This is a genomic window from Streptomyces sp. PKU-EA00015 (assembly GCF_013387495.1).
In the GTDB taxonomy this organism is placed as follows: domain Bacteria; phylum Actinomycetota; class Actinomycetes; order Streptomycetales; family Streptomycetaceae; genus Streptomyces.
Genome location: NZ_JABZEE010000024.1, coordinates 59,007 through 85,173 on the forward strand (window position 1 = coordinate 59,007; position 26,167 = coordinate 85,173).

The window sequence follows — 26,167 nt, forward strand, 5'->3', positions numbered from 1 at the left end:
GTCCATTTGGAACCACAACAGGAAGCGGATCCCGCTGCCGGTGCGACCGTACGGCCACGGCGGCGCGGCCGTACGGCACTGGTCATCGCCGCGGCCGTCGCTCTCGGCCTCGTCGGCGGCACCGCGGTCGGTTACGCCGTGCAGGCCGAGCGCGCCCCGACTCCGCTCCCGCCGCTGTCCCAGCCCAGACTCTCGTATCCGGCCGAGCCGCTGCCAAAGGGGCAGGGCGTCGAGCCGCTGTCCGCGAAGGAGGACCGCCGGGCCAGGACATCGGGCGACCTCACCAAGGTGCTCGTGCCGCGCCCGGCCGGGGCACGTGAGTCGGAGCTGGCCTGGCTCGAGGACGGCTGGACCGGACTGGACGGCTACGTGCTCGACTTCCAGAGTGAGGGCTACATGTTCGAGAGCCTCGCCGAGGGCGGTTTCCGCCGTACCGCGTCGACCTCGTGGACGCAGGGCGAGCACCGTCGGACAACGGTGCGGCTCGTGCAGTTCCACCCCGGACCGGTGCTCGGCGCCGTGGAGCACGCCGAGGGCCAGCTCGACTACATGGACGACCCGGAGCGCGGGGCCGGGAACGAGGGCGACCCGATCAAGGGCACGGCCGACGGGCGCTACTTCCTCTACAAGGTCAAGAACAAGCCCGGGTACCTGCCGTCCTACCGCGCCAGGGCCATCGCCTACCGCGGCGACGTCATGCTCGACATCAACATCTTCGACACCGAGCCGATCAGCAAGAAGGTCATCCGGACGCTGGCCGAGCGGCAGCTGGAGCGCCTGTGATGCACGAAAGCGACAACGAGAGCACCGGCCTGAGCGCCGGAACCGACGGCCTGAGTGCTGGAACCGACGGCCTGAGCACCGGTGCCGACAGCGGCGCTCCCCAGCCGGCCTCCACCGGGCCCCGCGGCTCCGCCCGGCGGCTGCTGTCCACCGTGCTCCCCACGGTCCTCGTCCTGGGCGCGCTCGGGGGCGGCATCGTCTTCGTCAAGACGACCGTCGACGGCGCGGACACCACCGCGGCCACCCAGGTGTGGGAGGAGCCCGCGGACGAGCCCGCAGACGACCCGGCCGCCTCCGCGAGCCGCGGCCGTACGGACACCGAGCTCAGCCGCACCCTGCTGCCGGTGCCGGAAGGCTTCCGGCTCGGCCCGGACATCGAGTCGTACGGCAACGACAGTGAGCTCGGCCCGCGTCAGGCCGCCGCGCTGCTCAAGTCGGCCGTACGCGGCATCTCGGGCAAGCAGCGCAGGGAGTACGAGCGTCAGATCGACAAGCTCGGGGTGCGGGGTTTCGCCATGCGCTCCTACGCGTCGGACGGCAACGACCTCGTCGTCGAGATCCTCGTGACCCGCATGAAGAACAAGGGCAGGGTCCACGAAATGTACGAGAACCGGATCGACCTGTACGAGTCCATCGACGAGATGCGCAAGGGCCCGAAGATCGAGGGCCACAGGAAGGCGAAGTGCTTCCTGATGCCCACCTTCGACGAGAAGGCGGAGAACGACGACGAGAAGGTCGACGTCGACGGCATGACCTGCTCGGCCTACGACGGCGATCTGCTGGTCACCGTCAACACCTCCGGCAGCACGCCCTTCGACAGGTCGGCCGCCGCCGGGCTGGTGAAGGACCAGCTCGACCACATCGCATCCCCGGGGGAGTACGTATGACCGAGCAGATCACTCCCGCGGCTGCCGAGGCGGGCCGGGAAACAGGCTTGGTCCCGCCCGCCCCCGGGGTCACGCCGTCCGACGCCGAGCCCGACGGGGCGACGCCCGCCCCGTCGGCGGCCGGCCCTGCCCGGCCGCAGCGCCGCCTGCTGCGCGCCGCCCTGCGATGGTCCGCCGCCGTACTGATCTGCGGCGCGGTCGGCAGCGGTACGGCGTTCGGCCTCATCGGCATGGAACGCACCGACGTGCCGGGCCTCGCGACCGAGGACGACGGCCGCTGGACGTACCCGGAGCTGTCGCTGCCCGCGCTCCCGGCTGGTGTCCAGCGCCCCTTCACCGACGGCAACGCGGGCGAGGTGCACCACGCCGACCTGCGCACATTGCTTCTGCCTGCCCCACGCGGGGCCACCGCGGACGGGGAACTCGACGGCGGTTTCGTGCCCACCGACCGGTACCTGGCCGAGTATGCCGAGGACGAACGGGGCGACCTGCGGCAGGCGCTGACGGACCTCTCCGTGCGGCACATCGCCGCCCGCGGCTGGACCATGCCCGACGGCACCAGCTCCCGTGTCTACCTGCTGCGCTTCACCTCGGTCGCGTACGCCGAGGCGTACAAGGACCAGCAGCTCGCGCTCGGGGTGGCGGCCGGTGCCGAGCCGGCGCAGGGGCCCGAGAGCGAGCTGGACGAGGCGTACGACGCGGTCGGCAAGGTGCCGATGACGTCCGTGTACGCCTACAGGGAGGCCAAGCCGTACGGTGACGAGCACGTGCGTCACGCGTACGTCCTCGCCGGCGACACCCTGGCGCTCGTCGTGCACTCCCGGAAGGGAACCGCTCCCGCCGTCCCCTTCCACCAGACGCTCGTCCTGCAGAACCAGCTCCTCGGCTGACACGGACCTCACAGAACGGGCCCCGCCCCGGCCTACTAAGCTGGGGCCCGGCCCGTTCTGCCTTCACCGCTCATTCGAGGAGCACTCCGTGATCGTTTTCTTCGAAGCCCTGCTGGTTCTGGTCTGTGTCGGCGTCCTCGCCTTCACCGGTCTGGCTGTGAAGAAGCTGTACCAGGGCCAGCGCTGACCGCCCGTACCGTCACCGACCCACAGAGCTGCTCATGATCGAGATCCCGTCCGACCTGAACCCGGACCTCGTCCCCCTCGCGTTCCTCCTCGGCACGTGGGAGGGCGCGGGCGTATCGGACTTCCCCGGCGCCGAGAAGTGCAACTTCGGCCAGTCAGTGACCTTCAGCCATGACGGCCGCGACTTCATCGAGTACGTCTCGCACTCGTGGGTCCTCGACGGCGAGGGCAACAAGGTCAAGCCGCTGGAGAGCGAGAGCGGCTACTGGCGCATCGACAAGGACCGCAAGGTCGAGGTCGTCATGGTCCGCGACCAGGGCATCGTGGAGATCTGGTACGGCGAGCTCGCCGACCAGAAGCCGCAGATCGACCTGGTGACGGACGCCGTCGCGCGCACTGCCGTCTCCGGCCCGTACAGCGGCGGCAAGCGGCTCTACGGCTACGTGAAGAGCGACCTGATGTGGGTGGGCGAGAAGGCCACCCCGGAGGTCCCGCTGCGGCCGTACATGTCGGCGCACCTGAAGAAGGTCGTCACCCCGGAGCAGGTCGCGTCCTGGGCCAAGGACCTCGGCGACCTGCCCGACGACGGCATCGCGTTCTTCAGGTAGGCAGGGCTTTCGGCCAAGCCAGGGGTGCAGCCGGGGCCGGGCGGCGTGCCGCTGCCTAGACTGGGGCTGTGGTGAGCACCGACTGGAAGAGCGATCTGAGGCAGCGCGGCTACCGGCTGACCCCACAGCGCCAGCTTGTCCTGGAGGCCGTGGACACCCTCGAGCACGCCACCCCGGACGAGATCCTGGGCGAGGTGCGCAAGACGGCGTCCGGGGTCAACATCTCCACGGTCTACCGGACGCTGGAGCTGCTGGAGGAGCTGGGCCTGGTCTCGCACGCCCATCTCGGGCACGGCGCCCCCACCTATCACCTCGCGGACCGGCACCACCACCTGCATCTGGTGTGCCGGGACTGCACGAACGTCATCGAGGCGGACGTCGAGGTGGCCGCCGACTTCACCGCGAAGCTGCGCGCGACGTTCGGCTTCGACACGGACATGAAGCACTTCGCGATCTTCGGCCGGTGCGCGGACTGCACACAGAAGGCACAGGCCAAGGCGCCCGGCGGGACACCGTCCGCCGAGACGTAGTCTTGCTCGTATGAAGAGCCCTCTCCTGTCCCTGCCCGGCGCGGTCCCCGCCGAGGGACGCGACGAAGGGGTCGCCGCGCACTACGGCGACCTGTTCCGTGAGCAGCGCGCACTCGCCGCCGGCAGGGGTCTCGTCGACCTCTCGCACCGCGGCGTGGTCACCGTCACCGGCGACGACCGGCTGAGTTGGTTGCACCTGCTGCTCACCCAGCACGTGAGCGAGCTGCCGGCTGGGCAGGCCACCGAGGCGCTGATCCTCTCCGCACACGGGCACATCGAGCACGCCCTGTACCTCGTCGACGACGGCGAGACGGTGTGGGCCCATGTGGAGCCGGGCACCCAGGAGGCGCTGATCGCCTATCTGGAATCGATGAAGTTCTTCTACCGGGTGGAGGTCGCCGACCGCACCGACGAGTTCGCCGTCGTGCACCTGCCGGCCGGGTCGATAGCCGAGGTGCCGGACGGCGTGGTCGTCCGGGAGACCGCGTACGGCCGCGACCTGTTCCTGCCGCGCGCGGACCTGGAGGCGTATGCGGCGCAGCACGGTCCGGTGGCCGGGATCCTCGCGTACGAGGCGCTGCGGATCGAGCAGCACCGGCCGCGGATCGGTTTCGAGACCGACCACCGCACCATCCCGCACGAGCTGGGCTGGATCGGCAGCGCGGTCCATCTGCAGAAGGGCTGCTACCGCGGCCAGGAAACCGTCGCGCGTGTCCACAACCTGGGGAAGCCGCCGCGCAGGCTGGTCTTCCTCCACCTGGACGGCAGCGAGGTGCACCTGCCCGCCCCCGGCACGCCGGTGCGGCTGGCCGCGGACGAGGAGGGCCGCCAGCTGGGCTTCGTCACCACGTCCGGCCGCCACCACGAACTGGGGCCGATCGCGCTCGCGCTGGTGAAGCGGAACGTACCGGTGGACGCGGAGCTCCTGGCCGGCGACACGGCCGCCGCCCAGGAGACGGTCGTCGAGCCGTAGGGCCCGCCGCTACACCTCGACGATGATCGTGAACGGGCCGTTGTTCGTCAGCGAGACGCGCATCTGCGCTCCGAACCGGCCCGTCTCCACGTGCGCGCCCAGCGCCCGCAGCTGGGCGACCACCTCGTCGACCAGCGGTTCGGCGACGAGGCCCGGCGCCGCCGCGTTCCAGGTGGGGCGGCGGCCCTTGCGGGCGTCCCCGTAGAGGGTGAACTGCGAGATCACCAGCAGCGGCGCCCCCGTGTCCGAGCAGGACTTCTCCCCCTCCAGCAACCGTACGGACCAGAGCTTGCGGGCCAGTTGGGCCGCCTTCTCCTTCGTGTCCTCGTGGGTGACCCCCACCAGCACACACAGTCCCTCGCCGACGATCTCGCCGACCGTCTCCGGCCCCGACTCACCGGGCACCACGACGCTCGCGCCGTCCACCCTCTGCACCACTGCACGCATACCGAGAAAACTACCTGGCCGCCATTCGGGGCCGAACAGGTGCAGACCGCCTGCGACGGGACGTATCGGGATGGCACGATGCACGCAGGCGGTGCATCCCCGGGCCCTCCGGGCCGGGAAAGGGCCCATGCACCGGTTGCGAGGGGACGGACATACGCACATGAGCACATCTGGCGCCGGGCGGTCGCTCGGCCCCGTATCGGTTTCCGCGCCGGTCTCAGCGCCGGTCTTCGTGGCGGACCGGCGGGCGGCGTCCGCGACGGAAGCCGCCCCGGCCGCCCGGCCACCCCACCAGCGCGCCCGCGCCGAGCTGCCCGAGCCCGTCCGGCACGATCTGGCCACGCTGCAGCTGCCGGAGCTGCGCGCCCTGCGCCGGGACTCGCAGCGCGACGAGGCCGACCTGAGCTATGTGCGGCGGCTGGTGCAGGGCCGGATCGACATCCTGCGGGCCGAACTGGAGCGCAGGGCCGACCCGGAGGCGCCGGTCGTCGACCGGCTCTCCGAGATCCTCGCCGACACGCCGTCGCGGCGAGGCTCGTCCGCCCGGCACGTCACGCTGTCGACGCCGCACGGGGAGGAGTACCGCCGCCTCGCGTCCGACATGCTCGACGAGGTCGGCCTGTCCGACCTCGACGCCCGCACGGACGAGGAGCTGCACACCGCGATGGGGCGGCTGCTCGCCTACGAGCAGCAGGTCTCGCGCCGCCGGCAGCAGCTCCAGCGGACCGCCGACGACTGCAGCGCCGAGATCACCCGCAGGTACCGTGAGGGCGAAGCTCAGGTCGACGACCTGCTGACCTGACACGGGCCTCCGGGCGATTCTCCGGGGGACGGGAACGGGTACGCGGACGGGGTGCTCGCCCGTCCGGAAGGCCGGCGCCAACCCCGCGCAGCCAGCAGGGCGTTCGCGCACCTGCCGCCCGCCCGAAAAGGGCATGCGCGGCGCTCGGCGGGCGGCCTAGCGTGGGACGCATGAGTGTCGAGACGCGTCGGATCGCCGAGACCGAGTTCCCCGACTGGCTGAGGGCGCTGGCCACCGGGTTGCTGCGGCCGCCGGTCGTCACCGACGAAGAGGTCGCCGGCCGCCTCCCGCACACCGACCTCACCCGCACGCGGGGCGCGTTCGACCAGGGCCGCTGTGTGGCGACGTACCGCTCGTTCGCCCAGGAGCTCACCGTGGTGGGCGGCGCCCGGATCACGGCGAGTGCCGTGTCGAACGTGACCGTCTCGCCGACCCACCGCCGCCGCGGCCTGCTCACCCGGATGATCAGCGAGGACCTGGCGGAGGCCAAGGAGCGCGGCGACGCGGTCTCGACGCTGATCGCCGCGGAGTACCCGATCTACGGGCGGTACGGCTACGGCCCCGCCGCCTCGCTCACCGAGTGGTCCGTCGACGTGCCGCGCGCCGGCCTCGACGGCCGCTGGTCGCGGCCGGACGACGGCGGCCGTGTCGACCTGGCCGACGGCTCCGACGTCCGCAAGCTGGGCCCGGAGCTGCACGGGCGGCTCGCGGCACGGCAGCACGGCGTGGTCAGCCGCGACGATCGGTGGTGGCAGGTCAACACGGGCCGGGCGGTGACATCCGCGTTCCCGTGGACGGAGCCGTTCTACGCGGTGTACCGGTCGGCCGCAGGGGACGTGGAGGGCCTGCTGACGTACGCGGCCGACGACAAGTGGGGCGACGCCAAGCAGCCGCTGAACACGGCCACGGTCCGGGATCTGATCGCGGTGACGCCGGCGGCCGAGCGGGCGCTGTGGCGCTTCGTGTGCTCGGTGGACTGGGTCACCACGGTCCGTTCGGGCGGGCGCGCCCCCGACGACCTGCTTCCGGATCTGCTGCCCGACCCGAGGGCGGCCCGCGTGGTCACGCAGGCGGACTTCCTGTGGGTGCGCGTGCTGGACGTCGTGCGGGCGCTGGAGGCGCGGACGTATGCGGTGCCGGCGTCGTTGGTGCTGGAGGTCGTCGACGCCTCGGGCATCACGGGCGGCCGTTTCGGCCTGACGGTGTCGCCGGACGGGGCGGCCTGCGCCCCGTCCTCGTCCGCGCCCGATCTGACGCTGGATGTACGGGAGCTGGGTGCGCTGTACCTGGGAGACGCCTCGGCGCTGCGGCTGGCGGCGCTGGGCCGCGTGGAGGAGCACAGCCCGGGAGCGGCGGCGCTGGCCGACAGGGTGTTCCGCACGGCGCGCCGCGCCTGGTGCCCGGACGTCTTCTGAGGGGGTGGTCAGGCGCCGGGGGCCACGGCGGGCGCCACCAGCAGGAGGCCGCCGACACCGGCGCAGGTGGCGTTCTCCGCCTTTACACCGACGACCAGCAGGGCGCATCCGAGCGCGGCCGTGAGGCCGAAGCGCCACTGCACGTACTGCTCGATGACAAGAGTGATCAGGGGCACGGCGATCCCTCCTCGGTTAGGAGTGGAGCGGCTCAGGGATGTGCGGACGAGTCCGCGCGCGGCACCCGTACGACTCTGGACGGGCGAGCAGATGGCGCAGGAGCGAGCGTGGGCGAGTGTTGACACCTCACGCACTGGTTGGCCAACTTGTCGGCCAACTCACTGAAGTTGTCCCCACTTGGCCGGTGGTAATAAACAGGATGCCGGTAACTCCCCATACCTGGCTGGAAGTTGTAACGTTCTGTTGTGACCCTTGAGCACCATGCAGTGAACGGCGCCGGAACGCCCTCACCGGATCAGGTGGCGGACGCCCTGGCCGAGCGCATCCGGTCGGGCCGGCTGAAAGAGGGCGAGCGGATTCCGACCCAGGGGCAGCTGGTCGAGGAATTCAAGGTGGAGCGGCGCACGGTTCGACAGGCACAGGCCTTGCTGCGCCAAGCCGGTCTGATCACCGGTGGCGGCAAAGGAGCTCCGGCCCGCGTTGCGTCACCGCATGCCCAGGGGGTGGTGCCGGAAGAACCGCAGGAGACGGTGGCGGTCCTCGGCCCGCGCGTCATCGAGGCGTTCGAGGTGCAGGACGTGCGCATCGACGCGATCTGCCTGACCACCGAGACGCTGAACCAGGCGCTCGCCGAGCCGCTGCGGCGGGTGCAGGCACGGCAGATCACACCGCAGAGCATCCGGATCAGGGTGCTGGTTCCCGCCCGTTCCCTGAGCCTGGCGTTTCCGCGGCCGGCCGAGGACTCGGTCACCGAGGACGCGGTTCACGAGCACTGGCTCACGCTGCGGAACAGGTACGGCAGTGAGCTGCTGAAGAGGGCCCGGGAGATCACGTCCCGCGGCATCGATGTCGACGTGACGCTCAGGACCCTGCCGGTGACGCCGATCGCGAAGCTCTATCTGCTGAACGGCTCGGAGGCGCTCTTCGCGTTCTACAACGTCGCCAGGCGCGAGGAACAGATTGCGGGAACACCGTCCGCGATCTACGACACGCTCGGCGCGGAATCGATGCTCTTTCCCTTCGAACTGCATGCCGGTCGCCGGGACGAGGCGTTCGTCCAGCAGTCGCAGGCGTGGTTCGACAGTCTTTGGGGCACGCTGGCCGAGGACAACATCGAGTTGAGCAGCTGACCGGCCGCCTCCCGTGTGAAGCGCCGCAGCCGTCAACTACGCCTAGAACACGCATAGTTGTGGGCAGTATGGGGAGTGACGGCACCGGCAGCCCGACGACGCTGCCCCGACGGACGGAGCGATGTGACCGACTCGCACCCGACCGCTGTGTTCGCCCTTCTCGCCACTGCGAAGTGCGTCCTGTTCGACTTCGACGGTCCGATCTGCCATCTCTTCAGCGGGCATCCGTCCCAGCAGGTGGCGGCCGAGCTCCGGGACTGGATCGTGCAGAACGTTCCGGGCGATGTGCCGGTGGGCGCCGGCCGCAGCCACGATCCACTCGCCCTGCTCAGGGCCACCGCGACCCGGTTCCCGGGCAGCGACCTGGTGACGGCGATGGAGCGACAACTGACCGAGCACGAGCTCCGGGCCGTCGTGGCGGCCGAACCGGCCGAAGGCGCCGGAGACCTCATACGCGGGCTCGACGGCGCGGGCTTCCGTCTCGCCGTCACGACGAACAACTCGGCGAGCGCGGTGCGAAGCTATCTCGACCGCGAGGGGCTGAGCGTCCACTTCGGACCCCACATCCACGGCCGACTGCCGGATCCGCACCTGATGAAGCCGCATCCGAACTGCCTCAGCCAGGCTCTGGAGACGACCGGCTCGACCGCCGCCGAGTCCCTGATGATCGGGGACTCGGCGGCCGACTATGAAGCGGCCGCACATCTCGGTGTTCCGTTTCTGGGGTATGCGAGTAACGAGAGGAAGCGATCCGAGCTCAAGGAAGCCGGAGCCACGGAGATCGTCTCCAGCATGGCGGCTCTGCTACCGGTCCTGGGCGCGCTGGAGACCGGCCGTCCACTCGGAGGTGACAAGCGTTCCGGTTCTTCCGAAAGCTGGTCGACTTCTCCGACCAACTGACATGAGTTGTACGCCGTTGTATTTTCACTGAAGGGCCGTCAGCCGAGCGGAGTGCCGGGCCGGGACAGCTCTGCGTTCCCGACGTGCCGAGCAGGAGCGATGACTCCGGTCTGATGATGTCGGCAGCAGCTCCCCACGGAACCCGGAGCGGGAGGGTAGTTTTCCTCGAATCAGTACCTGATCCGGAGCACCAAGGGCACCAGTGATGACAGTCGGCGCGGAAACGGACTCCGAGGCTCGTCGGCGGGCCGTGATGTGGAGCGACGGCGGTGACCGCGTGATCGTGGGACCGCTCAAGGGCTACCACCACGAGACGTATGCCTTTCCCCTGCCGCCGGAGAGCCCGCTGCGCCCCCGTTACGCGTGGGGCAAACTTCGATCACCGCGCAGTGGTGTGCTCTGGTACGACCGCAGGTGCTTCGCGTCCGAGGACCGACTTCTGCTGATGCTCAAAGGGCGCGTCGACCGGGTTCCGGAGTCCGTCGAGGTCACGCCAGGCGTCTATCTGCAGGGATTCGTGGAGGGGCGGCCGCCCGGGGGCGGGCCGCTGCCGGGCCGGCCGCTGTCCGGCCACCACGAGGGCCAGCTCGCACGGCTCTTTCAGCAGGTGGTCGCGATCAAGACCGATGAGTTCGACGACCTGCCCCGAACCTGTTTGCCCGATGGCCACCCTGTGCTCGACGACGATTCGACGGTGTTCCTCAACCGGTTGACGGATTTCACCGCCACCCAGGTGTACGACCGGCACGCCGAGGAATACGGCGAGCTGTTCGAGAGGCTCGGGGTGCGCAGAAGGGCACTGGAGGCTCTGGCGCTGCCCGCAGGGCGGTTGGCGAACCGCCCCTTCGCGCTCGTGCACGGGGACCTGCACCGCCACAATTTCATCGTCGACCACGCGGGTGATCTGTGGACCATCGACTGGGAGCTGGCCATGATCGGCGATCCCCTTTACGAGCTGGCCACCCACCTCCATCTCATGCGCTACTCGACTCGTGACGCGCAACGCGTCGGCACGATGTGGGCCGGTGCGGTGGAAGAAGTCCGCCCAGGTGCCTCCCGGGAATGGCAGCGGGATCTTCCGTATCTGCTCGCCTACAAGCGGGTCCAGTCCGTTTTCACCGATGTCGTCCGCGCGGCCGTGGGGCTGGGCCCGCGCAACGATCCCCACCGCGTCGTCCTCCCGGTCGCGGCCTGGAAGGTCCGGCGTGTGCTGGAGGCGGCCAAGGGACCGCTGGGCCTGACGCAGGTGCCGACGGTGCCGCAGGTGATGTCGGCCTATGCGGGCTGGCTCAAGCGGTCGGGAGGCGCCACCGCGCCGTGATCGTGCGGCGGTCCCGGCGTGGTCCTCCCCGTCCCGCGCGGTGGTCCGCGCGGCCCTGGCGGGCGGTGTACTGGACAGGGCCCGCGGCGCCGGCGATACGTGCCCTGCATGACTGCTGTCTCCTCTTCGTGTCGTGCTCCGTCACTGCACTGACGGAGCACGGCGAGGTGTGACACGACGGCGGAAGAGCCTTCTGCGGACGCTGACCAGAGGCCTTCCGCCCGGGGCGCGCGTCGGCCCTGAAGGGAATGTCAGCTCTCGGCGGCCAGGCGCAGCGCGATCCACGGCACGGTGTCGCCGGGCAGCAGGTACCGCTCGACCTCGACGAATCCGTGCTGGAGCGCGAACCTCAGACCGTCGGGGTTGGATTCCAGGACGACCGTCTCGATTCCCTCGCCGCCTAGCTCGCGCGCCCGCGCCAGACCGCGGGCGTAGAGCTCCGTGCCGAAGCCCTGCCCACGGTGGGCGGCGAGCACTCGCGCGATCACGGTGACCACCGGTTCCTCGCTCGTGGGCGGGCGCACCGTCGAGCAGCCCACGAGCTCGTCGCCGAGGTACGCGACCTCCAGGTGGTAGCGCCCGGACCGTTCCCGGACCTCGTCGAGCGACAGGGTGGCGGTCGGGATGATCACGTTGTGGACGTACTGCCAGTCCCTGAGCACGGCGTCGTCGCCGTGAGCCTTTTCGATGCGCAGCTCGGTCATCGCAGCAGACAACCGGGTGCATGACGGAGCGTCAACCGGGTACGCGCCCCGGGACTGGCGCCGCACCCCTTGCCAGGCACTGCCCCGCGTGGAGCACTCCCTCACCCCACTGGACGCGACCTCGTGGAGCACCTTGTTCCGCTCACGGGGGCGGGTCGCCGGCCGTGCCGACGCCCTCGTGGACGGCTCGCGTCCCGGCTCGGCCCCGACCCGGCATCAGGGTGGCATGGAACACTCTTGCAAGCAGATGCTTGCAATTGTTAGCGCTTGTCGGGCACCATCGAAGCATGGCATCGCTCAACGTCGGCAACCTCGGTGACTACCTCCGCGAGCAGCGGCGCAGCGCGCAGCTCTCGCTGCGGCAGCTCGCCGACGCCGCCGGGGTGTCCAATCCGTATCTGAGCCAGATCGAGCGCGGACTGCGCAAGCCGAGCGCGGAAGTGCTCCAGCAGGTCGCCAAGGCGCTGCGGATCTCCGCCGAGACCCTCTACGTCCGGGCGGGGATCCTCGACGAGCAGGAGCGGGACGAGCTGGAGACGCGTGCCGTCATACTGGCCGACCCCTCGATCAACGAGCGGCAGAAGCAGGTGCTGCTGCAGATCTACGAGTCCTTCCGCAAGGAGAACGGGCTCGACAGCGCGAGCGGACCCGCGAGCGCCCCCGAGGACACCACCGCTGACGGCCCCCGCACGGCCGGCGCGGGCGATGCCGATCCGAAGAACGACTGAGACGTACCGATCTGCCTTCCGGGAGGACGACAGTCATGGCCATCACCGATGACCTGCGCAAGACCTTCAGCGACCCGACTCCCCTCTACTTCGCCGCCGGCACCGCCGACCTCGCCGTGCAGCAGGCGAAGAAGGTGCCCGCGCTGCTCGAGCAGCTCGCGGCCGAGGCGCCGAGCCGCTTCGAGGCCGTGCGCAACACCGACCCCAAGGTCGTGCAGGAGAAGGTGACCGCGCAGGCCAAGGAGGCGCAGGCCACCGTGCAGGCCAAGGTCACCGAGGTGCTCGGCAACATCGACACCGACCTGAAGAAGCTCGGCGAGAGCGCCCAGGACCTCGCGCTGCGCAGTGTCGGCGTGGCCGCCGAGTACGCCGTCAAGGCGCGTGAGGCGTACGAGAAGGTCGCCGAGCACGGCGAGCAGACCGTGAGGGCCTGGCGCGGCGAGGCCGCCGACGAGCTCACCGAGATCGCCGTGGCCGTCGAGCCGGAGCCCGCGAAGCCCGCCGGGTCGGCGCAGGACGCGAAGCCCGCGGAGGCCAAGGCCGAGACCAGGAAGCCGGCCCCGGCGCGTAAGCCGGCCCCCCGCAAGCCGGTGGCGAAGAAGGCGACGCCTTCGGCCGAGTGACCCCAGGAGCACGGGCGCCGCGGCGACGCGGCGCCCCGCCCCCGGCAGGCGCATCGCCTCGGAGGCGTTCCCGGAGGTACCTTGGCGCGAGGCGCCACAAACCACTGACTAGGCGGTGTTCGGGATGCTGGCTGACAACTTCGACTTCGGGCTGTGGATGATCACCAGGCTCGTCTTCCTCGTGACGTCCGTGACCGCCCTGGTCATGGCAGCTGTGGCCCGTGAGGACGCCTACCGGGCGGCGGACAAGAAGACGAAGTCCTTCTGGCTGATCATCCTCGGTGTCGCCGTCGCCGTGAACCTCTTCATCCCGATGCTGTTCCTGTCGATCGCCGGACTGATCGCGGCGATCGTCTTCTTCGTGGACGTGCGCCCGGCGCTGGCGCAGGTGTCCGGCGGCGGCCGCCGCCGGGGCGGATCCAGCAGCGACGGTCCGTACGGCCCGTACAACGGCGGCCGCTAGGCAGCGGGCCCGTCCTTCGGGCGCAGCGCGCCCAGGCGGGCGTTTCTCCTTGCTCGGACGGCCCTGGTCTGCGGTGGACCGGGGCCGTCCTTGCTGTGCACGGCAGGCCGCTCGTCCGACTTCGTGGACAGGTGCCTCATGCGCGCCGTGCGCGTGTGCCGGTGGTCCGCATTGCCTCGACCGGGGCAGCAGCCTGCCCGCGGGCGAGGGAACCCCGCGCCGAAACCGACCCTTCTGCGCGCCGCGCGGGCCGATCGGCAACCCGCGGCCAGCCGTCGGCTCTCGCCAGGGGCTGCTTCGCCCGCCCGCTCACGCCCCCGCTCGTCGAGGAGCGCGCGCCCGTCGTGTCAGGCCCGGGAGCCGCGGCTCAGGAGCAGGACCGCGACGTCGTCCGTCAGGTCGCCGCCGTTCAGCTCGCGCACCTCGCCGACCGCCGCCTCCAACAGCGACTCGCCGTGCAGCCCCGCCGCCAGCTGGCGGTTGATCATCGCGACCATGCCGTCCTGGCCGAGGCGCTGTTTGGTGTCCGGGCCCTGGCGACCCTCGATCAGGCCGTCCGTGTACATCATCAGGCTCCACGAGCCGCCGAGCTCCACCTGGCGGCGCGGCCAGCGGGCGCGCGGCAGCAGGCCCAGCGCCGGGCCGCCGTCGTCGTACGGCAGCAGCTGCGCGGCCCGCCCGTGCCGGGCGATCAGCGGGCTCGGGTGGCCGGCCAGGCAGAGCCCGGCCCGCCGGCCGTCCGGCGCGATGTCCACCGTGCAGAGCGTCGCGAAGATCTCGTCGCTCTCCCGCTCGTGCTCCAGCACCTGCTGGAGCGTGGACAGCAGCTCGTCCCCGCACAGCCCGGCGAAGGTCAGCGCCCGCCAGGCGATGCGCAGCTCCACACCGAGCGCCGCCTCGTCCGGTCCGTGGCCGCAGACGTCGCCGATCATCGCGTGGACGGTGCCGTCGGGCGTGCGGACCGTGTCGTAGAAGTCGCCGCCGAGCAGCGCGCGTGAGCGCCCGGGGCGGTAGCGCGCGGCGAAACGCAGGTCCGAGCCCTCCAGCAGGGGAGTGGGCAGCAGACCGCGCTCCAGACGGGCGTTCTCCTGCGCGCGCATGCGGGACTCGGCGAGCTTCACCTGGGCGGTGTCGGCGCGCTTTCGCTCCACCGCGTAGCGCACGGCGCGGCTCAGCAGCCGTCCGTCGAGCTCCTCGCGGACGAGGTGGTCCTGGGCGCCGACCCGTACCGCCTCGGCGGCCAGCCGGCTGTCGCCGGACGCGGTCAGGGCCAGCACCGCGTGGCGCGGCGCGAGGCGCAGGACGTGCTTGAGGGCGCCCAGCTCGTCGCCCGTGGTGCGACCGGGCAGGGCGAGGTCGACGAGCACGCAGTGCACGTCGTCGGTGAGCAGTCGCTCGGCCTCGGTGAGATTCCGGGCCGTGCGGATACGCACGCGGGTACCGGCCGCGTCGAGCAGCTCCGGGACGCTGATGGTGCCCGCCGGGTCGTCCTCGATGATCAGGAGCGTGAGGTCGCCGCCGCTGGTCGTCCCGCCGGGGGCGGTCTCCGCGACGGGGACGTTCCTCTGTCGCGGTACGGGTACGGGCATCGGTTCTGTTTCCTTCCCTCCCCCCGAGGGCGGCAGGGCGACGATCGACGTCCCGCCAGACGGGGACCATAGCGGTAGGCGGTGGCCGAACGGAATGCCGATCAACGAAGAGCCACTGGCATATGCCGCGCATAGGGAGGTAGTTACCGGGCGCGTCATGACGAACATCACGCCGTCATCGCCCCGGCCGCCCCTTTCGCCCCATGTGCCGGGTGGCGCACGTCACTTGCGCCGCGGAGCCGGTATCCGGCCGGCACCGGGGCGCGTGCGGGCATGGGACGCACATCACGCGTCGGCCCCGGAGGGCGACCCACGTCACTTGTCGGGGCGCACGACTCCGAGGATGGTCATCGACCCGGCGCCGGCGACTGTGACGTTCCTTCCCGGGCGGGGCGCGTGGATGATCGCGCCATCGCCGACGTACATCCCGACGTGGCTCGCGTCGGCGTGGTAGATGATCAGGTCGCCGGGGCGCATGTCCTGGAGGGCGATCCGGGGCAGCAGCCGCCACTGCTCCTGCGAGGTGCGCGGAATGCCGCGCCCGGCGGCCGCCCAGGCCTGTGAGGTCAGCCCCGAGCAGTCGTACGATCCCGGGCCCTCGGCTCCCCACACGTACGGCTTGCCGAGCTGCGCGGTGGCGAACTCGACGGCCTTCCTGCCCTGTTCGCTCGCGCGGCCGTCGATCTCGTCGAGTATGCCCGAGTCGAGCCACTGGCTCTGGGCCTTGTACTGCGCCTGCTGCTCCAGCTGGAGGAGGTGCCGGAGCTCCTCCTTCTCCAGCTTGTCCTCGAGCTTCTTGGCTGCGGCGATCTTGGCCTTGATCTGCTTCTTGGCCTTCTCCTGCTTGAGCCTGCCGGCCTCCAGCCGCTCCCAGTGGGCGCTGGCGTCCCTGCTGTACGCAGCCAAATCGGCCTGCGTCTGCGTCAGTTCGGCGATGAGGTCCTTCGTGGCCTTCTGGCCCTGCTGGATACGGCCGACGCCGTCCAGGAACAGCTGCGGGTCGTCGACGAGCGCCAGCTGCGCCTCGGGCGGCAGGCCGCCGGCGCGGTACTGCGCGCGGGCGGCGGCGCCTGCGCGGTTCTTCAGGTCCTCGATGCGGGCCTGGCCCTTGGCCATCTCCTGGGCCAGCTTCACGATTTCGGCCGACTGCTTCTCGGTCCGTTCCTTGGCCAGGTTGTACGCGTCGGTGGCGGACGCGGCCTGGCGGTAGAGCGCGTCGATCTGCAGGCGCACCGCTTCGAGCGAGGCGCTCGGCGGGGGAGGGGCCATCGGTCCGGGCACGGTGACCGAGACAGGCGGCTGCGGCTCCGGTGCCGCGAGCGCCTGGCCGGGGACCGCGAGCACGGTCAGTGCGCAGACCAGGCTGATCGCTGCGGCAGTGGCACAGCGGCGTCGGTTCACGACTCCCCCTCCGGACGGGCGCTGGTCAATCGCATGTGATTGACCGTCAGTAACTTGAGTGCGACGTCGTGATGGTGTCATGGCGACCGCCAAAACGACAGGCACGACCGGCACTTCGTCCCCCGCGGATTTCCCCACCCCGGCGATGCCTGCCGCTCGTCCCCACCGTCACTACGAGCGGGCCCGTCCCGGTGTTCCCGTGGCCGGATCCGTTCACCTGTCACGGTGTCCCGTTCACCCCAAACCAGGACGTGTTCACCCGTATTGGCGGTTTGCCCCGGTCGAGGGCGGGGGCCAGTGCCTCCGCGGTGCGTCGGCCGAGGGCCGGCCCCTGCCACGCCTCAGCCGGAGGCGGGCGCCAGCGCCTCCCACGCGACGGTGACCTCGCCCTGCCGCCACCGCCGCCGGTCGTCCCTCACGGGCCACTCGCCCGCCAGGTCGCCCACCGCCCGGATCCAGCGCTGGCGCGCCCCCAGCGAGGCGTACGGCGCGGCCGCCGCCCAGGCGCGGTCGAAGTCCCGCAGGAACGCGTGCACCGGCTCGCCCGGCACATTGCGGTGGATGAGCGCCTTCGGCAGCCGCTCGGCCAGGTCGGAGGGGCGCTCCAGGGAGCCGAGCCGGGTGGCGAACGTCACCGTCCGCGGCCCCTCGGGTCCGAGCGCCACCCAGACGTGCCGCCGCCCGATCTCGTCGCACGTGCCCTCGACGAGCAGCCCGCCGGGCGCCAGTCGCCCGCAGAGCCGCGACCAGACCGCCGCGACCTGGTCCTCGTCGTACTGGCGCAGCACATTGGCCGCTCTGATCAGCGCCGGCCGGTCCCGTGTCGGCACCTCGAAGCCGCCGTGCCGGAAGGTGAGCCCGGCGCGTTGGTACGGCTTCGCGGCGGCGACGCGGGCCGGGTCGATCTCGACGCCGACGACCTCGCACCGCGGTTCGGCGGTGCGCAGCCGTTGGAGCAGCTCCACGGCGGTCCAGGGGGCCGCCCCGTACCCGAGGTCGACGGCGAGGGGGACCGCGGCGCTGCGGCGCAGGGCGGGGCCGTGCGTCGCGGCGATCCAGCGGTCCATGCGGCGCAGCCGGTTCGGGTTGGTCGTCCCGCGGGTCGCGGTGCCGACGGGGCGATTCATGTCACCGAGGGTAAGCGTTCGCGCCGCGGGCCCCTGAGACCGGCCGCCCGGCCCGTTCCGGTCCGCCTAAACGGCAATGATTTGGCAAAGTGGGAGCAGCCGGGAAATGGAAGTGTCCGCTCCGCTGTTGTGCAGGCGTGCGGGACCTCAGCCCCGCAGTTTGTCGTGCCCGCAGCGAGAGGACCGCCGACGTGAGCCAGTACGTCTCCCGCCTCGGCAGCAGCCGGATGGCGCCCCGCCTCCGGTTCCCCGGCGGCCCCCGCAAGCCGCGCAGGGTCGCGATGCTCAGCGTCCACACCTCGCCGCTGCACCAGCCGGGCACGGGCGACGCGGGCGGCATGAACGTCTACATCGTCGAGCTCGCCAAGCGGCTCGCGGCCATCAACATCGAGGTCGAGATCTTCACCCGGGCAACCACCGGCGGTCTGCAGCCGGTCGTCGAGCTCGCCCCCGGCGTCCTCGTCCGGCACGTCGACGCGGGCCCCTACGAGGGCCTGGCCAAGGAGGACCTGCCGCCCCAGCTGTGCGCCTTCACGCACGGTGTCATGCAGGCGTGGGCCGGCCACCGCCCCGGGCACTACGACCTCGTCCACTCGCACTACTGGCTCTCCGGCCACGTCGGCTGGCTCGCCGCCGAACGCTGGGGCGTCCCCCTCGTCCACGCCATGCACACCATGGCCAAGGTCAAGAACGCCGCGCTCGCCGAGGGCGACACCCCCGAGCCCCCCTCCCGCGTCATCGGCGAGACCCAGATAGTGGGCGCCGCGGACCGGCTGATCGCCAACACGGCGGAGGAGGCCGACGAACTCGCCCGCTTCTACGACGCCGACCCGGCGAAGGTCGCCGTCGTCCACCCGGGCGTCAACCTCGACGTCTTCCGGCCGGACGACGGGCGGGCCGCGGCACGGGCGAGGCTCGGGCTGCCGCAGGACGCGTTCATCCCGCTGTTCGCGGGCCGCATACAGCCGCTCAAGGCCCCCGACGTCCTGCTGCGCGCCGTCGCGCTGCTGCTGGAGCGCGACCCGTCCCTGCGTCACCGCATCCATGTGCCCGTCGTCGGCGGCCCCAGCGGCAGTGGACTGGCCAAGCCCGAGGGGCTGCAGAAGCTCGCCGCCCGGCTCGGTATCGCGGACGTCGTCCACTTCCGGCCCCCGGTCGGGCAGGTGCGGCTCGCGGACTGGTTCCGGGCCGCGTCCGTCCTGGTCATGCCCTCGTACAGCGAGTCCTTCGGGCTGGTGGCGATCGAGGCCCAGGCGGCCGGCACCCCGGTCGTGGCCGCCGCGGTCGGCGGGCTGCCGGTGGCCGTGCGCGACGAGGAGACGGGCTTCCTGGTCCCCGGTCACGACCCCGCCCACTACGCGGACGTCCTGGCGAGCTTCGTGCGCGACCCGTCGCTGACCGACCGCATGGGCGCGGCCGCCGCCCGGCACGCGCAGTCCTTCGGCTGGGGCACGGCGGCGTCGGCGACGGCGGACGTGTACACGGCGGCGATGTACGAGCACCGCCACCGCACGCGGGCCCATCACCACTGACGTACGCTCCCAGCATGGCTGACGCAGAGCGCGCGATGCAGGTCATCGAGCAGACCCTGAAGGACGCGGAACTCGAATGGGAGAGCCCGGACACGGGCTCGTACGTCGTCAAACTCCCCGGCACCCGCAAGCTGTCGACGACCTGCTCCCTCCTGGTCGGCAGGCACTCGCTCTCCGTCAACGCCTTCGTCATCCGCCACCCCGACGAGAACGACGCGGCCGTCCACCGCTGGCTGCTGGAGCGCAACCTCAAGCTGTACGGGGTCAGTTACGCCGTCGACCGGCTCGGCGACATCTATCTCGTCGGCAAACTGCCGCTGTCGGTGGTCACTCCCGAGGAACTGGACCGGCTGCTCGGGTCGATCCTGGAGGCGGCGGACGGCTCCTTCAACACGCTCCTCGAACTGGGCTTCGCGAGCGCGATCCGCCGTGAGTACGCGTGGCGCGTGTCACGCGGCGAATCGACGCGCAACCTGGACGCGTTCACGAACCTGACCCAGCGGCCCGCCGACTGATCCCGCAGACACCTCCACGCTTCGTCTGACCCACCTTCATTCCCGGTGCACACGGCCCTGCCCGTGCACCGGGACGCCGTGGCATGCTCACCGCCGACGCAGACATGAACGGCGTTCATGCCGCGAGGGCTCGCACGACAACCTGATCGAGGACTTCACCGTCGCGCAGCGCACGGTCCCCGCGCCCGCCGGGACCCAGCTGCACGGCATCAACGTGGAGGGTCTGTCGAGCCACAACGTCTGGTCGCGGGGCGTGATGGAGATGGGCACCTTCGACACCCACCGCGGGGTGCCGTTCGCCAACGTCCGCACCGACATCACGGTGAACAACACCGGCAGGCACGGCGGCGACGCCGGCGCGGGACCGCTGTACGGGGCGCGCTTTACGCACTGGAACGTGACCGTCACCAACGAGCGCGCCGGACTGGTCAGGATCGGCGGGGTCGCCCCATACAGCGCGACCGTCGCGATCAGTACGGTGCGCGAGTTCGACCAGATCGACGTGCCGGACTTCGCGGGGGATCTCCGCACCCGGCTCGAGGCGTACGGCTCTCCGGGCGGCGTGCGCCCCGCGAACCTCTACGAGGCCCAGCGCGAACTGCGCTGGTGACAACCCGTCTCTCCGGCCGGTGCACCGCCCGCATGCGGGACGCGCCGACCGGAGGGACGATCGCCCTCGGCGGGCGGCTGTCCGACATCGGCGGCCCTCGGCTGAGCACGCGGGTGACGGGCCGGTCGGCGCAGGAGGGACCGCCGCCCGGTTGAGGCCCGGGCGAGACCTCAGGCCTCGACGGCCTCGGCCTTCTCGGAGGCGGTCTCCGAAGCCTCGGGCCGGGCGTTCTCGGCCAGCGCCCGGCGCAGCAGGAGTGTGTACCCGGCCGCCGCGACGCAGCCCACGGCCGCACAGCCGATCCACAGGACGTCCGGGCCGGGGCCGTCGACCACCCAGCCGGCCAGGATCGGCGCGACGAATCCGGCGACCGCCCAGGACATGCCCATCACACCCTGGTAGCGGCCGCGGGCGTGCTCGGGGGCCAGGCGGGCCGTCGCGGCCGCGTTGGTCGGCACGTGCACCATTTCGCCGACGGTCCACACCACCACGGTGGCCGCGAACAGCAGAGGCGTGCCGGCCAGTGCCGTCACTCCCGTACCGGCGGCGAAGAGCAGCGAGGAGACGGTGAGCAGCGCGGCCGGCGAACGCTTCTCGGTGATCCTGTTGACCAGCAGCTGGAACGCGACGATCACCACCCCGTTGACCGCGATGACCATGCCGTACGCGTCGGCCGACAGGCCCTCGCCCGCCATGGTCAGCGGCAGACCCACCCAGGGGGCGGTGAAGATCAGGCAGACGAGCAGATTGAGCAGGACCAGCGTCCTGAAGGGTGCGTCCTTCAGGACGTCGAGCACGGTCAGCCGCTCGTCCTCAGGGGCGCCCGCGACGGCGTCGGACCGCTTCTCGGGGCGGGTCTCCGGCAGCCGCAGGAAGACGATCAGCGCGCACAGCGCGGTGGCGAGGGCGTCGACCACGAACAGGGTCCGGTAGCCGAGGAAGATCGCGGCGCCGCCGCCGAGGGCGGCGATGGCGAAGCCGAGGTTGAGCGCCCAGTAGTTCAGCGCGTAGGCCCGGCGCAGCCCGGACTCGGGCACGAGGTCGGCGATGGTGGCGCTGATCGCGGGCCGTACGGCCTGCATCGCCACGCCCATCAGCAGCACCACGACCGCGATGCCCCAGGCGCTGGTCACCACGGCGAGCGCGGCGGCGCACGCGCCGCCGGCCAGGTGCATGGAGATCATCGTGGGGCGCCGGCCCCACCGGTCGGTCAGCATGCCGCCCAGCGGCGACCCGGCGACGCCGCCGAGTCCGTGCAGCGCGACGACAAGGCCCGCGTACCACGCGGAGTAGCCCAGTTCCTGGGTCAGATAGAGCGACAGGAAGGTGAGGACGAAAGCGCCGGTACGGTTCACCAGCGTCGAGGTCCACAGCCACCAGAAGCCCCCGGGCAGCCCCGAGACGGTTCCGCGCAACGCGCGTCTGAACGAGGCGACGGACATGGCGGAGACCCCCCGGGGTGTAAGCGGCTCAAGCGGCATCCGTAACTTACTGAGCCGCGCCTCGGCGCTGCCACTCATTTGACGGCGACCGTCAATCGAGTCCGCTCCTCGGTCACCCGCGCGGGTGGCGCGGGCCGTCGATTAGGCTCGGGCCCATGGCCGACGCACCGTACAAGCTGATCCTCCTCCGCCACGGCGAGAGCGAATGGAACGCGAAGAACCTGTTCACCGGCTGGGTGGACATCAACCTCACGGAGAAGGGCGAGAAGGAGGCAGTCCGCGGCGGTGAGCTGCTCAAGGACGCCGGCCTGCTCCCCGACGTTCTCCACACCTCGCTCCAGAAGCGGGCCATCCGCACCGCGCAGCTCGCGCTGGAGGCCGCGGACCGCCACTGGATCCCGGTCCACCGCTCATGGCGCCTGAACGAGCGCCACTACGGCGCACTGCAGGGCAAGGACAAGGCCCAGACCCTGGCCGAGTTCGGCGAGGAGCAGTTCATGCTCTGGCGCCGCTCGTACGACACCCCGCCGCCGGTCCTCGCCGACGACAACGAGTTCTCGCAGGCCAACGACGCCCGCTACGCGACGATCCCGAGCGAGCTGCGCCCGCGCACCGAGTGCCTCAAGGACGTCGTCGAGCGCATGCTGCCGTACTGGTACGACGGCATCGTCCCCGACCTGCTGGCCGGCCGCACGGTCCTGATCGCCGCCCACGGCAACAGCCTGCGCGCGCTGGTCAAGCACCTCGACGGCATCTCCGACGCCGACATCGCGGGCCTGAACATCCCGACGGGCATCCCGCTGGTCTACGAGCTCGACGCCGACTTCAACCCGATCACCCGGGGCGGCACCTACCTCGACCCGGACGCGGCGGCGGCGGCGATCGAGGCCGTGAAGAACCAGGGCAAGAAGAAGTAAGCACGCACATCCGAGCCCCCGGCCTCGGCGACCTCGTCGCCGAGGCCGGGGGCTTCGTGTCCCTGCTGCCCGCTACTGCGGACGGCGGCAGTCGTGCCTGTACCTCGGGGCACCCGGGACCGGGCGCCCCGGTTGCTGCCGCCGCGGACGTACATCGCGGCACCGTACGCGTCGCCGTGCCGGCGCTCCGGAAGGCGGAAGTCCCGCCCCCCTTCTCCTGGGGCGGGACCTACTCCGCGTGCCGCCGTCGTCGGCTACCCGCAGCAGCCGCCGCACTGGCAGGGCGCGCCCGACTGGCAGCCGCAGCCGCAGCCCGAGCCGCACCCGCAGGCGCCGAGAACGGGCAGGAAGACGACTTCGACGGAGCTCGCTTCCTGCGGGGAGTCGGTCACGGGGGACTCGGCCATGGGTGCCTCCTCATGGGCGCGCGCTGCCGCGCGCACGCATCACCGGCATACGGAAATGCCGCCTTCGCCCATTGCACGCCCGGCAGGCCCGGCGCATCAACGGCGCACATGCGCAAGCGCCCCCCAGCGCGCCGCGGATGCCGCCACGCGCCCTCGACTACGCGCCCTCGACGGCGGTCTGCTGCTGGAGCTCGTCCGCGTGCTCGCCCGTCACCAGGTACACCACGCGCTTCGCCACCGACACCGCGTGGTCCGCGAAACGCTCGTAGTAGCGGCCGAGCAGCGTCACGTCCACGGCCGTCTCGATGCCGTGCTTCCAGCGGTCGTCCATCAGGTGCTGGAAGAGCGTGCGGTGCAGCAGGTCCATCTCGTCGTCGTCCTGCTCCAGCTGGAGCGCCAGGTCGACGTCCTTGGTGATGATGACCTCCGCCGCCTTCGCCATCAGGCGCTGCGCCAGCTGACCCATCTGCAGAATCGTCGCGTGCAGGTCGTTCGGCACCGCGCGGTTCGGGAAGCGCAGCCGCGCCAGCTTCGCCACGTGCTGCGCGAGGTCGCCCGAGCGCTCCAGGTCGGCGCTCATCCGCAGCGAGGTCACCACGATCCGCAGATCCGTCGCGACCGGCTGCTGCCGGGCCAGGAGGGCGATCGCACGCGCCTCCAGGTCGTGCTGGAGGTCGTCGACCTTCTGGTCGGCGGCGATCACACTCTCGGCCAGCTTGAGGTCGGCGTCGAGCATGGCCGTCGTGGCGCGCCCGATCGCCGACCCGACCAGCCGGGCCATCTCGACCAGGCCCTCGCCGATCGAGTCCAGTTCCTCGTGGTACGCGTCACGCATTGGGTGTCCCTCTCTTGATGCGACCGGGTCCGGGTGGGGCTCCGAACCCCCACGCTCCCACGTTCGGCCCTGTAGTGGTCCGAACGCTCCCCCGCAAATGAACCACCACTTTCCCCTTGGTGAACTCTGAGCGACGACTGTTCGAGGTGCCACCCGTTTGGCTGGGAGAGTGTCCGGGACCCCGCATAACCTGGGATGCATGGACGTGAACGCGGCGGTCGCCGCAGCGGCAGCGATCGCCGGTCTTTGCACCGGCGTCATCGCGGTGCTGGCGTTCCGCTGGAGCGAGCGGGAACAGAAGCGCCCCACCCGCACCTCGCTCCACACCGATGCCGTGCTGCCGCCCGGCGTCGACACCGTGCTGTCCGTCCTCCGTTCCTCCGCGGTCGTCCTGGACGAGTCCGACTCGGTCGTCAAGGCCAGCTCCGCGGCGTACGCACTCGGTCTGGTCCGCGGCGGAAAGCTCGCCGTCGAACCGATGCTGCACATGGCTCGTGACACCCGCCGCGACGGCGAGATACGGCAGGTCGAGCTGGACCTGCCCCGCCGCGGCACCGGCCGCGGCGAGGCCCTGGCCGTTTCCGCCCGCGTCGCCCCGCTCGGCTCGCGCCTCGTCCTCCTCCTCGTCGAGGACCTCACCGAGGCACGACGGATAGAGGCGGTGCGGCGCGACTTCGTCGCCAACGTCAGCCATGAGCTCAAGACCCCGGTCGGCGCGCTCTCCCTGCTCTCCGAGGCGGTCATGGACGCCTCGGACGACCCCGAGGCGGTCATGCGCTTCGCCGGCCGCATGCAGATCGAGGCGACCCGGCTCACCAACCTCGTACAGGAGCTCATCGACCTCTCCCGGGTCCAGAACGACGACCCCCTGGAGGACTCCGAGCCCGTGCGCGTGGACGAACTGGTCGCCGAGGCCATCGACCGCTCCCGGCACACCGCGTCCACCAAACAGATCACCATGGCCTCGGGCGGCACCGCCGACCTCAGCATCTGGGGAAACCGCGGCCAGCTCGCCGCCGCCCTCGGCAACCTCGTCGAGAACGCGGTCAACTACTCACCGGCCCGTACGCGCGTCGGCATCTCCGCCCGCCGGGTCAGCGCGCCCGGGGGCGACCTCATCGAGATCGCCGTCACCGACCAGGGCATCGGTATCTCCGAGAAGGACCGCGAGCGGATCTTCGAGCGGTTCTACCGCGTCGATCCCGCCCGCTCCCGTGCCACCGGAGGCACCGGCCTGGGCCTTGCCATCGTCAAGCACGTGGCCGCCTCGCACGGCGGGGAGGTCACGGTGTGGAGCTCCGAGGGACAGGGCTCCACGTTCACCCTGCGGCTGCCCGAGGCGGGCGCCGCGCGGGACCGCGCCACCACCACCGGCCCGGATCGCCTCGACGAGGACGACGACCGGCCTTACGACACCGATCCGAACAGTGAAATTCCTGCCCCGGAGGTCCTTCCGTGACCCGAGTGCTCGTCGTCGAGGATGAGGAATCCTTCAGCGACGCCCTGTCCTACATGCTCCGCAAGGAGGGCTTCGAGGTCGCCGTGGCGACCACGGGTCCCGAGGGTCTCGACGAGTTCGAGCGCAATGGCGCCGACCTCGTGCTCCTCGACCTGATGCTGCCCGGCCTGCCCGGTACCGAGGTCTGCCGCCAGCTGCGCGGCCGCTCGAACGTCCCGGTCATCATGGTGACCGCGAAGGACAGCGAGATCGACAAGGTCGTCGGGCTGGAGATAGGAGCCGACGACTACGTGACCAAGCCCTTCTCCTCGCGGGAGCTGGTCGCCCGCATCCGCGCGGTGCTGCGCCGCCGCGGTGAGCCGGAGGAGGTCACCCCCGCCGCCCTTGAGGCCGGCCCCGTCCGGATGGACGTGGACCGCCACGTCGTCACCGTCTCCGGCGGCAAGGTCGACCTGCCGCTGAAGGAGTTCGACCTGCTGGAGATGCTGCTGCGCAACGCGGGCAGGGTCCTGACCCGTATGCAGCTCATCGACCGGGTCTGGGGCGCGGACTACGTCGGCGACACCAAGACCCTCGACGTCCACGTCAAGCGCCTGCGCGCCAAGATCGAGCCGGACCCGGGGGCCCCGCGCTACCTGGTGACGGTCCGCGGCCTGGGCTACAAGTTCGAGCCGTAGACCGCGGAACGAGCGGAACGCGTACGACCGGCGCCACAGGCGCGCCGAGCGCGGCCGGCACACATGCCGGGAAGGGCGCCCACCGAGAT

The 26,167-nt window shown here is 71.2% G+C and carries 29 protein-coding genes and 1 pseudogene; 21 read left to right on the forward strand and 9 right to left on the reverse strand.

All coding sequences use genetic code 11. The features are described 5' to 3' along the window. The first annotated feature begins 6 nt into the window (after positions 1-6). From HW130_RS15930 to HW130_RS15955, 6 genes are all read left to right on the forward strand, one after another. On the forward strand, positions 7-783 hold the full coding sequence (locus tag HW130_RS15930) for a hypothetical protein (RefSeq protein WP_177150236.1): 777 nt from the start codon (positions 7-9) through the stop codon (positions 781-783). Then, positions 783-1,670, forward strand: a complete 888-nt coding sequence (locus HW130_RS15935; RefSeq protein ID WP_256356114.1) for a hypothetical protein — start codon at positions 783-785, stop codon at positions 1,668-1,670. Before HW130_RS15930 ends, HW130_RS15935 begins: the two co-directional genes overlap by 1 nt. Then, positions 1,667-2,560: a hypothetical protein gene (locus tag HW130_RS15940; RefSeq protein WP_177150237.1), complete on the forward strand. Its 894-nt coding sequence runs from the start codon at positions 1,667-1,669 to the stop codon at positions 2,558-2,560. The genes HW130_RS15935 and HW130_RS15940 overlap by 4 nt, the downstream gene beginning before the upstream one ends. A gap of 221 nt (positions 2,561-2,781) precedes the next feature. Beyond that, positions 2,782-3,354: an FABP family protein gene (locus HW130_RS15945; RefSeq protein ID WP_177150238.1), complete on the forward strand. Its 573-nt coding sequence runs from the start codon at positions 2,782-2,784 to the stop codon at positions 3,352-3,354. Positions 3,355-3,422: 68 nt separating this feature from the next. Then, positions 3,423-3,884, forward strand: a complete 462-nt coding sequence (locus HW130_RS15950) for a transcriptional repressor (RefSeq protein ID WP_177150239.1) — start codon at positions 3,423-3,425, stop codon at positions 3,882-3,884. 10 nt (positions 3,885-3,894) lie between these two features. Next, positions 3,895-4,857, forward strand: coding sequence for a folate-binding protein YgfZ (locus tag HW130_RS15955; RefSeq protein WP_177150240.1), 963 nt, complete (start codon positions 3,895-3,897; stop codon positions 4,855-4,857). 9 nt (positions 4,858-4,866) lie between these two features. Here the strand turns inward: HW130_RS15955 and dtd are convergent, their stop codons facing one another. Then, positions 4,867-5,304, reverse strand: coding sequence for a D-aminoacyl-tRNA deacylase (gene dtd / locus HW130_RS15960; protein WP_177150241.1), 438 nt, complete (start codon positions 5,302-5,304; stop codon positions 4,867-4,869). A 160-nt stretch (positions 5,305-5,464) separates the two neighbouring features. Here dtd and HW130_RS15965 point away from each other — a divergent pair, with 160 nt between their 5' ends. Both HW130_RS15965 and HW130_RS15970 read left to right on the forward strand, forming a co-directional pair. Next, the gene (locus tag HW130_RS15965) at positions 5,465-6,106 is read left to right on the forward strand and encodes an AmfC protein (RefSeq protein WP_177150242.1); all 642 of its coding nucleotides are present in this window, start codon (positions 5,465-5,467) and stop codon (positions 6,104-6,106) included. Positions 6,107-6,276: 170 nt separating this feature from the next. Further along, the gene (locus HW130_RS15970; RefSeq protein WP_177150243.1) at positions 6,277-7,521 is read left to right on the forward strand and encodes a GNAT family N-acetyltransferase; all 1,245 of its coding nucleotides are present in this window, start codon (positions 6,277-6,279) and stop codon (positions 7,519-7,521) included. A gap of 8 nt (positions 7,522-7,529) precedes the next feature. Here the strand turns inward: HW130_RS15970 and HW130_RS15975 are convergent, their stop codons facing one another. Continuing rightward, the gene (locus tag HW130_RS15975; RefSeq protein ID WP_177150244.1) at positions 7,530-7,697 is read right to left on the reverse strand and encodes a hypothetical protein; all 168 of its coding nucleotides are present in this window, start codon (positions 7,695-7,697) and stop codon (positions 7,530-7,532) included. A 246-nt stretch (positions 7,698-7,943) separates the two neighbouring features. On the opposite strand from HW130_RS15975, the gene HW130_RS15980 reads away from it, so the two are divergent. The 3 genes from HW130_RS15980 to HW130_RS15990 all read left to right on the forward strand — a co-directional run bounded on the left by HW130_RS15980 (position 7,944) and on the right by HW130_RS15990 (position 11,049). Beyond that, complete coding sequence (locus tag HW130_RS15980; protein WP_309140449.1) at positions 7,944-8,828, forward strand: GntR family transcriptional regulator; 885 nt, start codon at positions 7,944-7,946, stop codon at positions 8,826-8,828. Between the two features lie 123 nt (positions 8,829-8,951). Then, the gene (locus HW130_RS15985) at positions 8,952-9,728 is read left to right on the forward strand and encodes an HAD family hydrolase (RefSeq protein WP_309140450.1); all 777 of its coding nucleotides are present in this window, start codon (positions 8,952-8,954) and stop codon (positions 9,726-9,728) included. Positions 9,729-9,933: 205 nt separating this feature from the next. After that, complete coding sequence (locus HW130_RS15990; RefSeq protein ID WP_256356115.1) at positions 9,934-11,049, forward strand: phosphotransferase family protein; 1,116 nt, start codon at positions 9,934-9,936, stop codon at positions 11,047-11,049. 251 nt (positions 11,050-11,300) lie between these two features. Here the strand turns inward: HW130_RS15990 and HW130_RS15995 are convergent, their stop codons facing one another. Then, positions 11,301-11,753, reverse strand: a complete 453-nt coding sequence (locus HW130_RS15995; protein ID WP_177150245.1) for a GNAT family N-acetyltransferase — start codon at positions 11,751-11,753, stop codon at positions 11,301-11,303. A gap of 287 nt (positions 11,754-12,040) precedes the next feature. On the opposite strand from HW130_RS15995, the gene HW130_RS16000 reads away from it, so the two are divergent. The 3 genes from HW130_RS16000 (at position 12,041) to HW130_RS16010 (ending at position 13,567) form a co-directional block, all read left to right on the forward strand. Beyond that, positions 12,041-12,481, forward strand: a complete 441-nt coding sequence (locus tag HW130_RS16000; RefSeq protein ID WP_177150246.1) for a helix-turn-helix domain-containing protein — start codon at positions 12,041-12,043, stop codon at positions 12,479-12,481. A gap of 35 nt (positions 12,482-12,516) precedes the next feature. Continuing rightward, positions 12,517-13,104 (forward strand): hypothetical protein, encoded by a 588-nt coding sequence (locus tag HW130_RS16005; protein WP_177150247.1) that lies wholly within the window; start codon positions 12,517-12,519, stop codon positions 13,102-13,104. Positions 13,105-13,228: 124 nt separating this feature from the next. Then, positions 13,229-13,567 carry a DUF2516 family protein gene (locus tag HW130_RS16010; RefSeq protein WP_177150248.1) on the forward strand — a complete coding sequence of 113 codons (339 nt, stop codon included), beginning with the start codon at positions 13,229-13,231 and terminating at the stop codon, positions 13,565-13,567. A gap of 347 nt (positions 13,568-13,914) precedes the next feature. On the opposite strand, the gene HW130_RS16015 is transcribed toward HW130_RS16010, so the two are convergent. From HW130_RS16015 to HW130_RS16025, 3 genes are all read right to left on the reverse strand, one after another. Then, complete coding sequence (locus tag HW130_RS16015) at positions 13,915-15,156, reverse strand: PP2C family protein-serine/threonine phosphatase (protein WP_177150249.1); 1,242 nt, start codon at positions 15,154-15,156, stop codon at positions 13,915-13,917. Positions 15,157-15,471: 315 nt separating this feature from the next. Next, positions 15,472-16,557, reverse strand: a complete 1,086-nt coding sequence (locus HW130_RS16020; RefSeq protein ID WP_177150250.1) for a C40 family peptidase — start codon at positions 16,555-16,557, stop codon at positions 15,472-15,474. A gap of 341 nt (positions 16,558-16,898) precedes the next feature. Next, positions 16,899-17,684, reverse strand: a complete 786-nt coding sequence (locus tag HW130_RS16025; protein ID WP_177150251.1) for a trans-aconitate 2-methyltransferase — start codon at positions 17,682-17,684, stop codon at positions 16,899-16,901. 191 nt (positions 17,685-17,875) lie between these two features. Here HW130_RS16025 and mshA point away from each other — a divergent pair, with 191 nt between their 5' ends. The 4 genes and pseudogenes from mshA (at position 17,876) to HW130_RS16045 (ending at position 20,496) form a co-directional block, all read left to right on the forward strand. Then, positions 17,876-19,216: a D-inositol-3-phosphate glycosyltransferase gene (gene mshA, locus HW130_RS16030; protein WP_177150252.1), complete on the forward strand. Its 1,341-nt coding sequence runs from the start codon at positions 17,876-17,878 to the stop codon at positions 19,214-19,216. 14 nt (positions 19,217-19,230) lie between these two features. Next, positions 19,231-19,731: a YbjN domain-containing protein gene (locus tag HW130_RS16035; RefSeq protein ID WP_177150253.1), complete on the forward strand. Its 501-nt coding sequence runs from the start codon at positions 19,231-19,233 to the stop codon at positions 19,729-19,731. Positions 19,732-19,843: 112 nt separating this feature from the next. After that, positions 19,844-20,341, forward strand: a pseudogene (locus HW130_RS16040) (hypothetical protein); the annotation flags it as partial. After that, positions 20,338-20,496 carry a hypothetical protein gene (locus HW130_RS16045; protein WP_177150254.1) on the forward strand — a complete coding sequence of 53 codons (159 nt, stop codon included), beginning with the start codon at positions 20,338-20,340 and terminating at the stop codon, positions 20,494-20,496. The pseudogene HW130_RS16040 and the gene HW130_RS16045, both read left to right, overlap by 4 nt. 15 nt (positions 20,497-20,511) lie before the next feature. Here the strand turns inward: HW130_RS16045 and HW130_RS16050 are convergent, their stop codons facing one another. Next, positions 20,512-21,783, reverse strand: coding sequence for an MFS transporter (locus tag HW130_RS16050; RefSeq protein WP_177150255.1), 1,272 nt, complete (start codon positions 21,781-21,783; stop codon positions 20,512-20,514). 155 nt (positions 21,784-21,938) lie between these two features. Between HW130_RS16050 and HW130_RS16055 the strand changes: the two genes are divergently transcribed. Next, on the forward strand, positions 21,939-22,700 hold the full coding sequence (locus tag HW130_RS16055; RefSeq protein ID WP_177150256.1) for a phosphoglyceromutase: 762 nt from the start codon (positions 21,939-21,941) through the stop codon (positions 22,698-22,700). Between the two features lie 254 nt (positions 22,701-22,954). Here the strand turns inward: HW130_RS16055 and HW130_RS16060 are convergent, their stop codons facing one another. After that, entirely contained in the window at positions 22,955-23,107 is a 153-nt protein-coding gene (locus HW130_RS16060; RefSeq protein ID WP_177150257.1) for a hypothetical protein, read from the reverse strand. Between the two features lie 157 nt (positions 23,108-23,264). Then, positions 23,265-23,942: a phosphate signaling complex protein PhoU gene (phoU, locus tag HW130_RS16065; protein WP_177150258.1), complete on the reverse strand. Its 678-nt coding sequence runs from the start codon at positions 23,940-23,942 to the stop codon at positions 23,265-23,267. Between the two features lie 199 nt (positions 23,943-24,141). On the opposite strand from phoU, the gene HW130_RS16070 reads away from it, so the two are divergent. Then, entirely contained in the window at positions 24,142-25,401 is a 1,260-nt protein-coding gene (locus HW130_RS16070) for a cell wall metabolism sensor histidine kinase WalK (RefSeq protein ID WP_177150259.1), read from the forward strand. Next, entirely contained in the window at positions 25,398-26,078 is a 681-nt protein-coding gene (locus HW130_RS16075) for a response regulator transcription factor (protein ID WP_018847140.1), read from the forward strand. Before HW130_RS16070 ends, HW130_RS16075 begins: the two co-directional genes overlap by 4 nt. Positions 26,079-26,167: the final 89 nt, after the last annotated feature.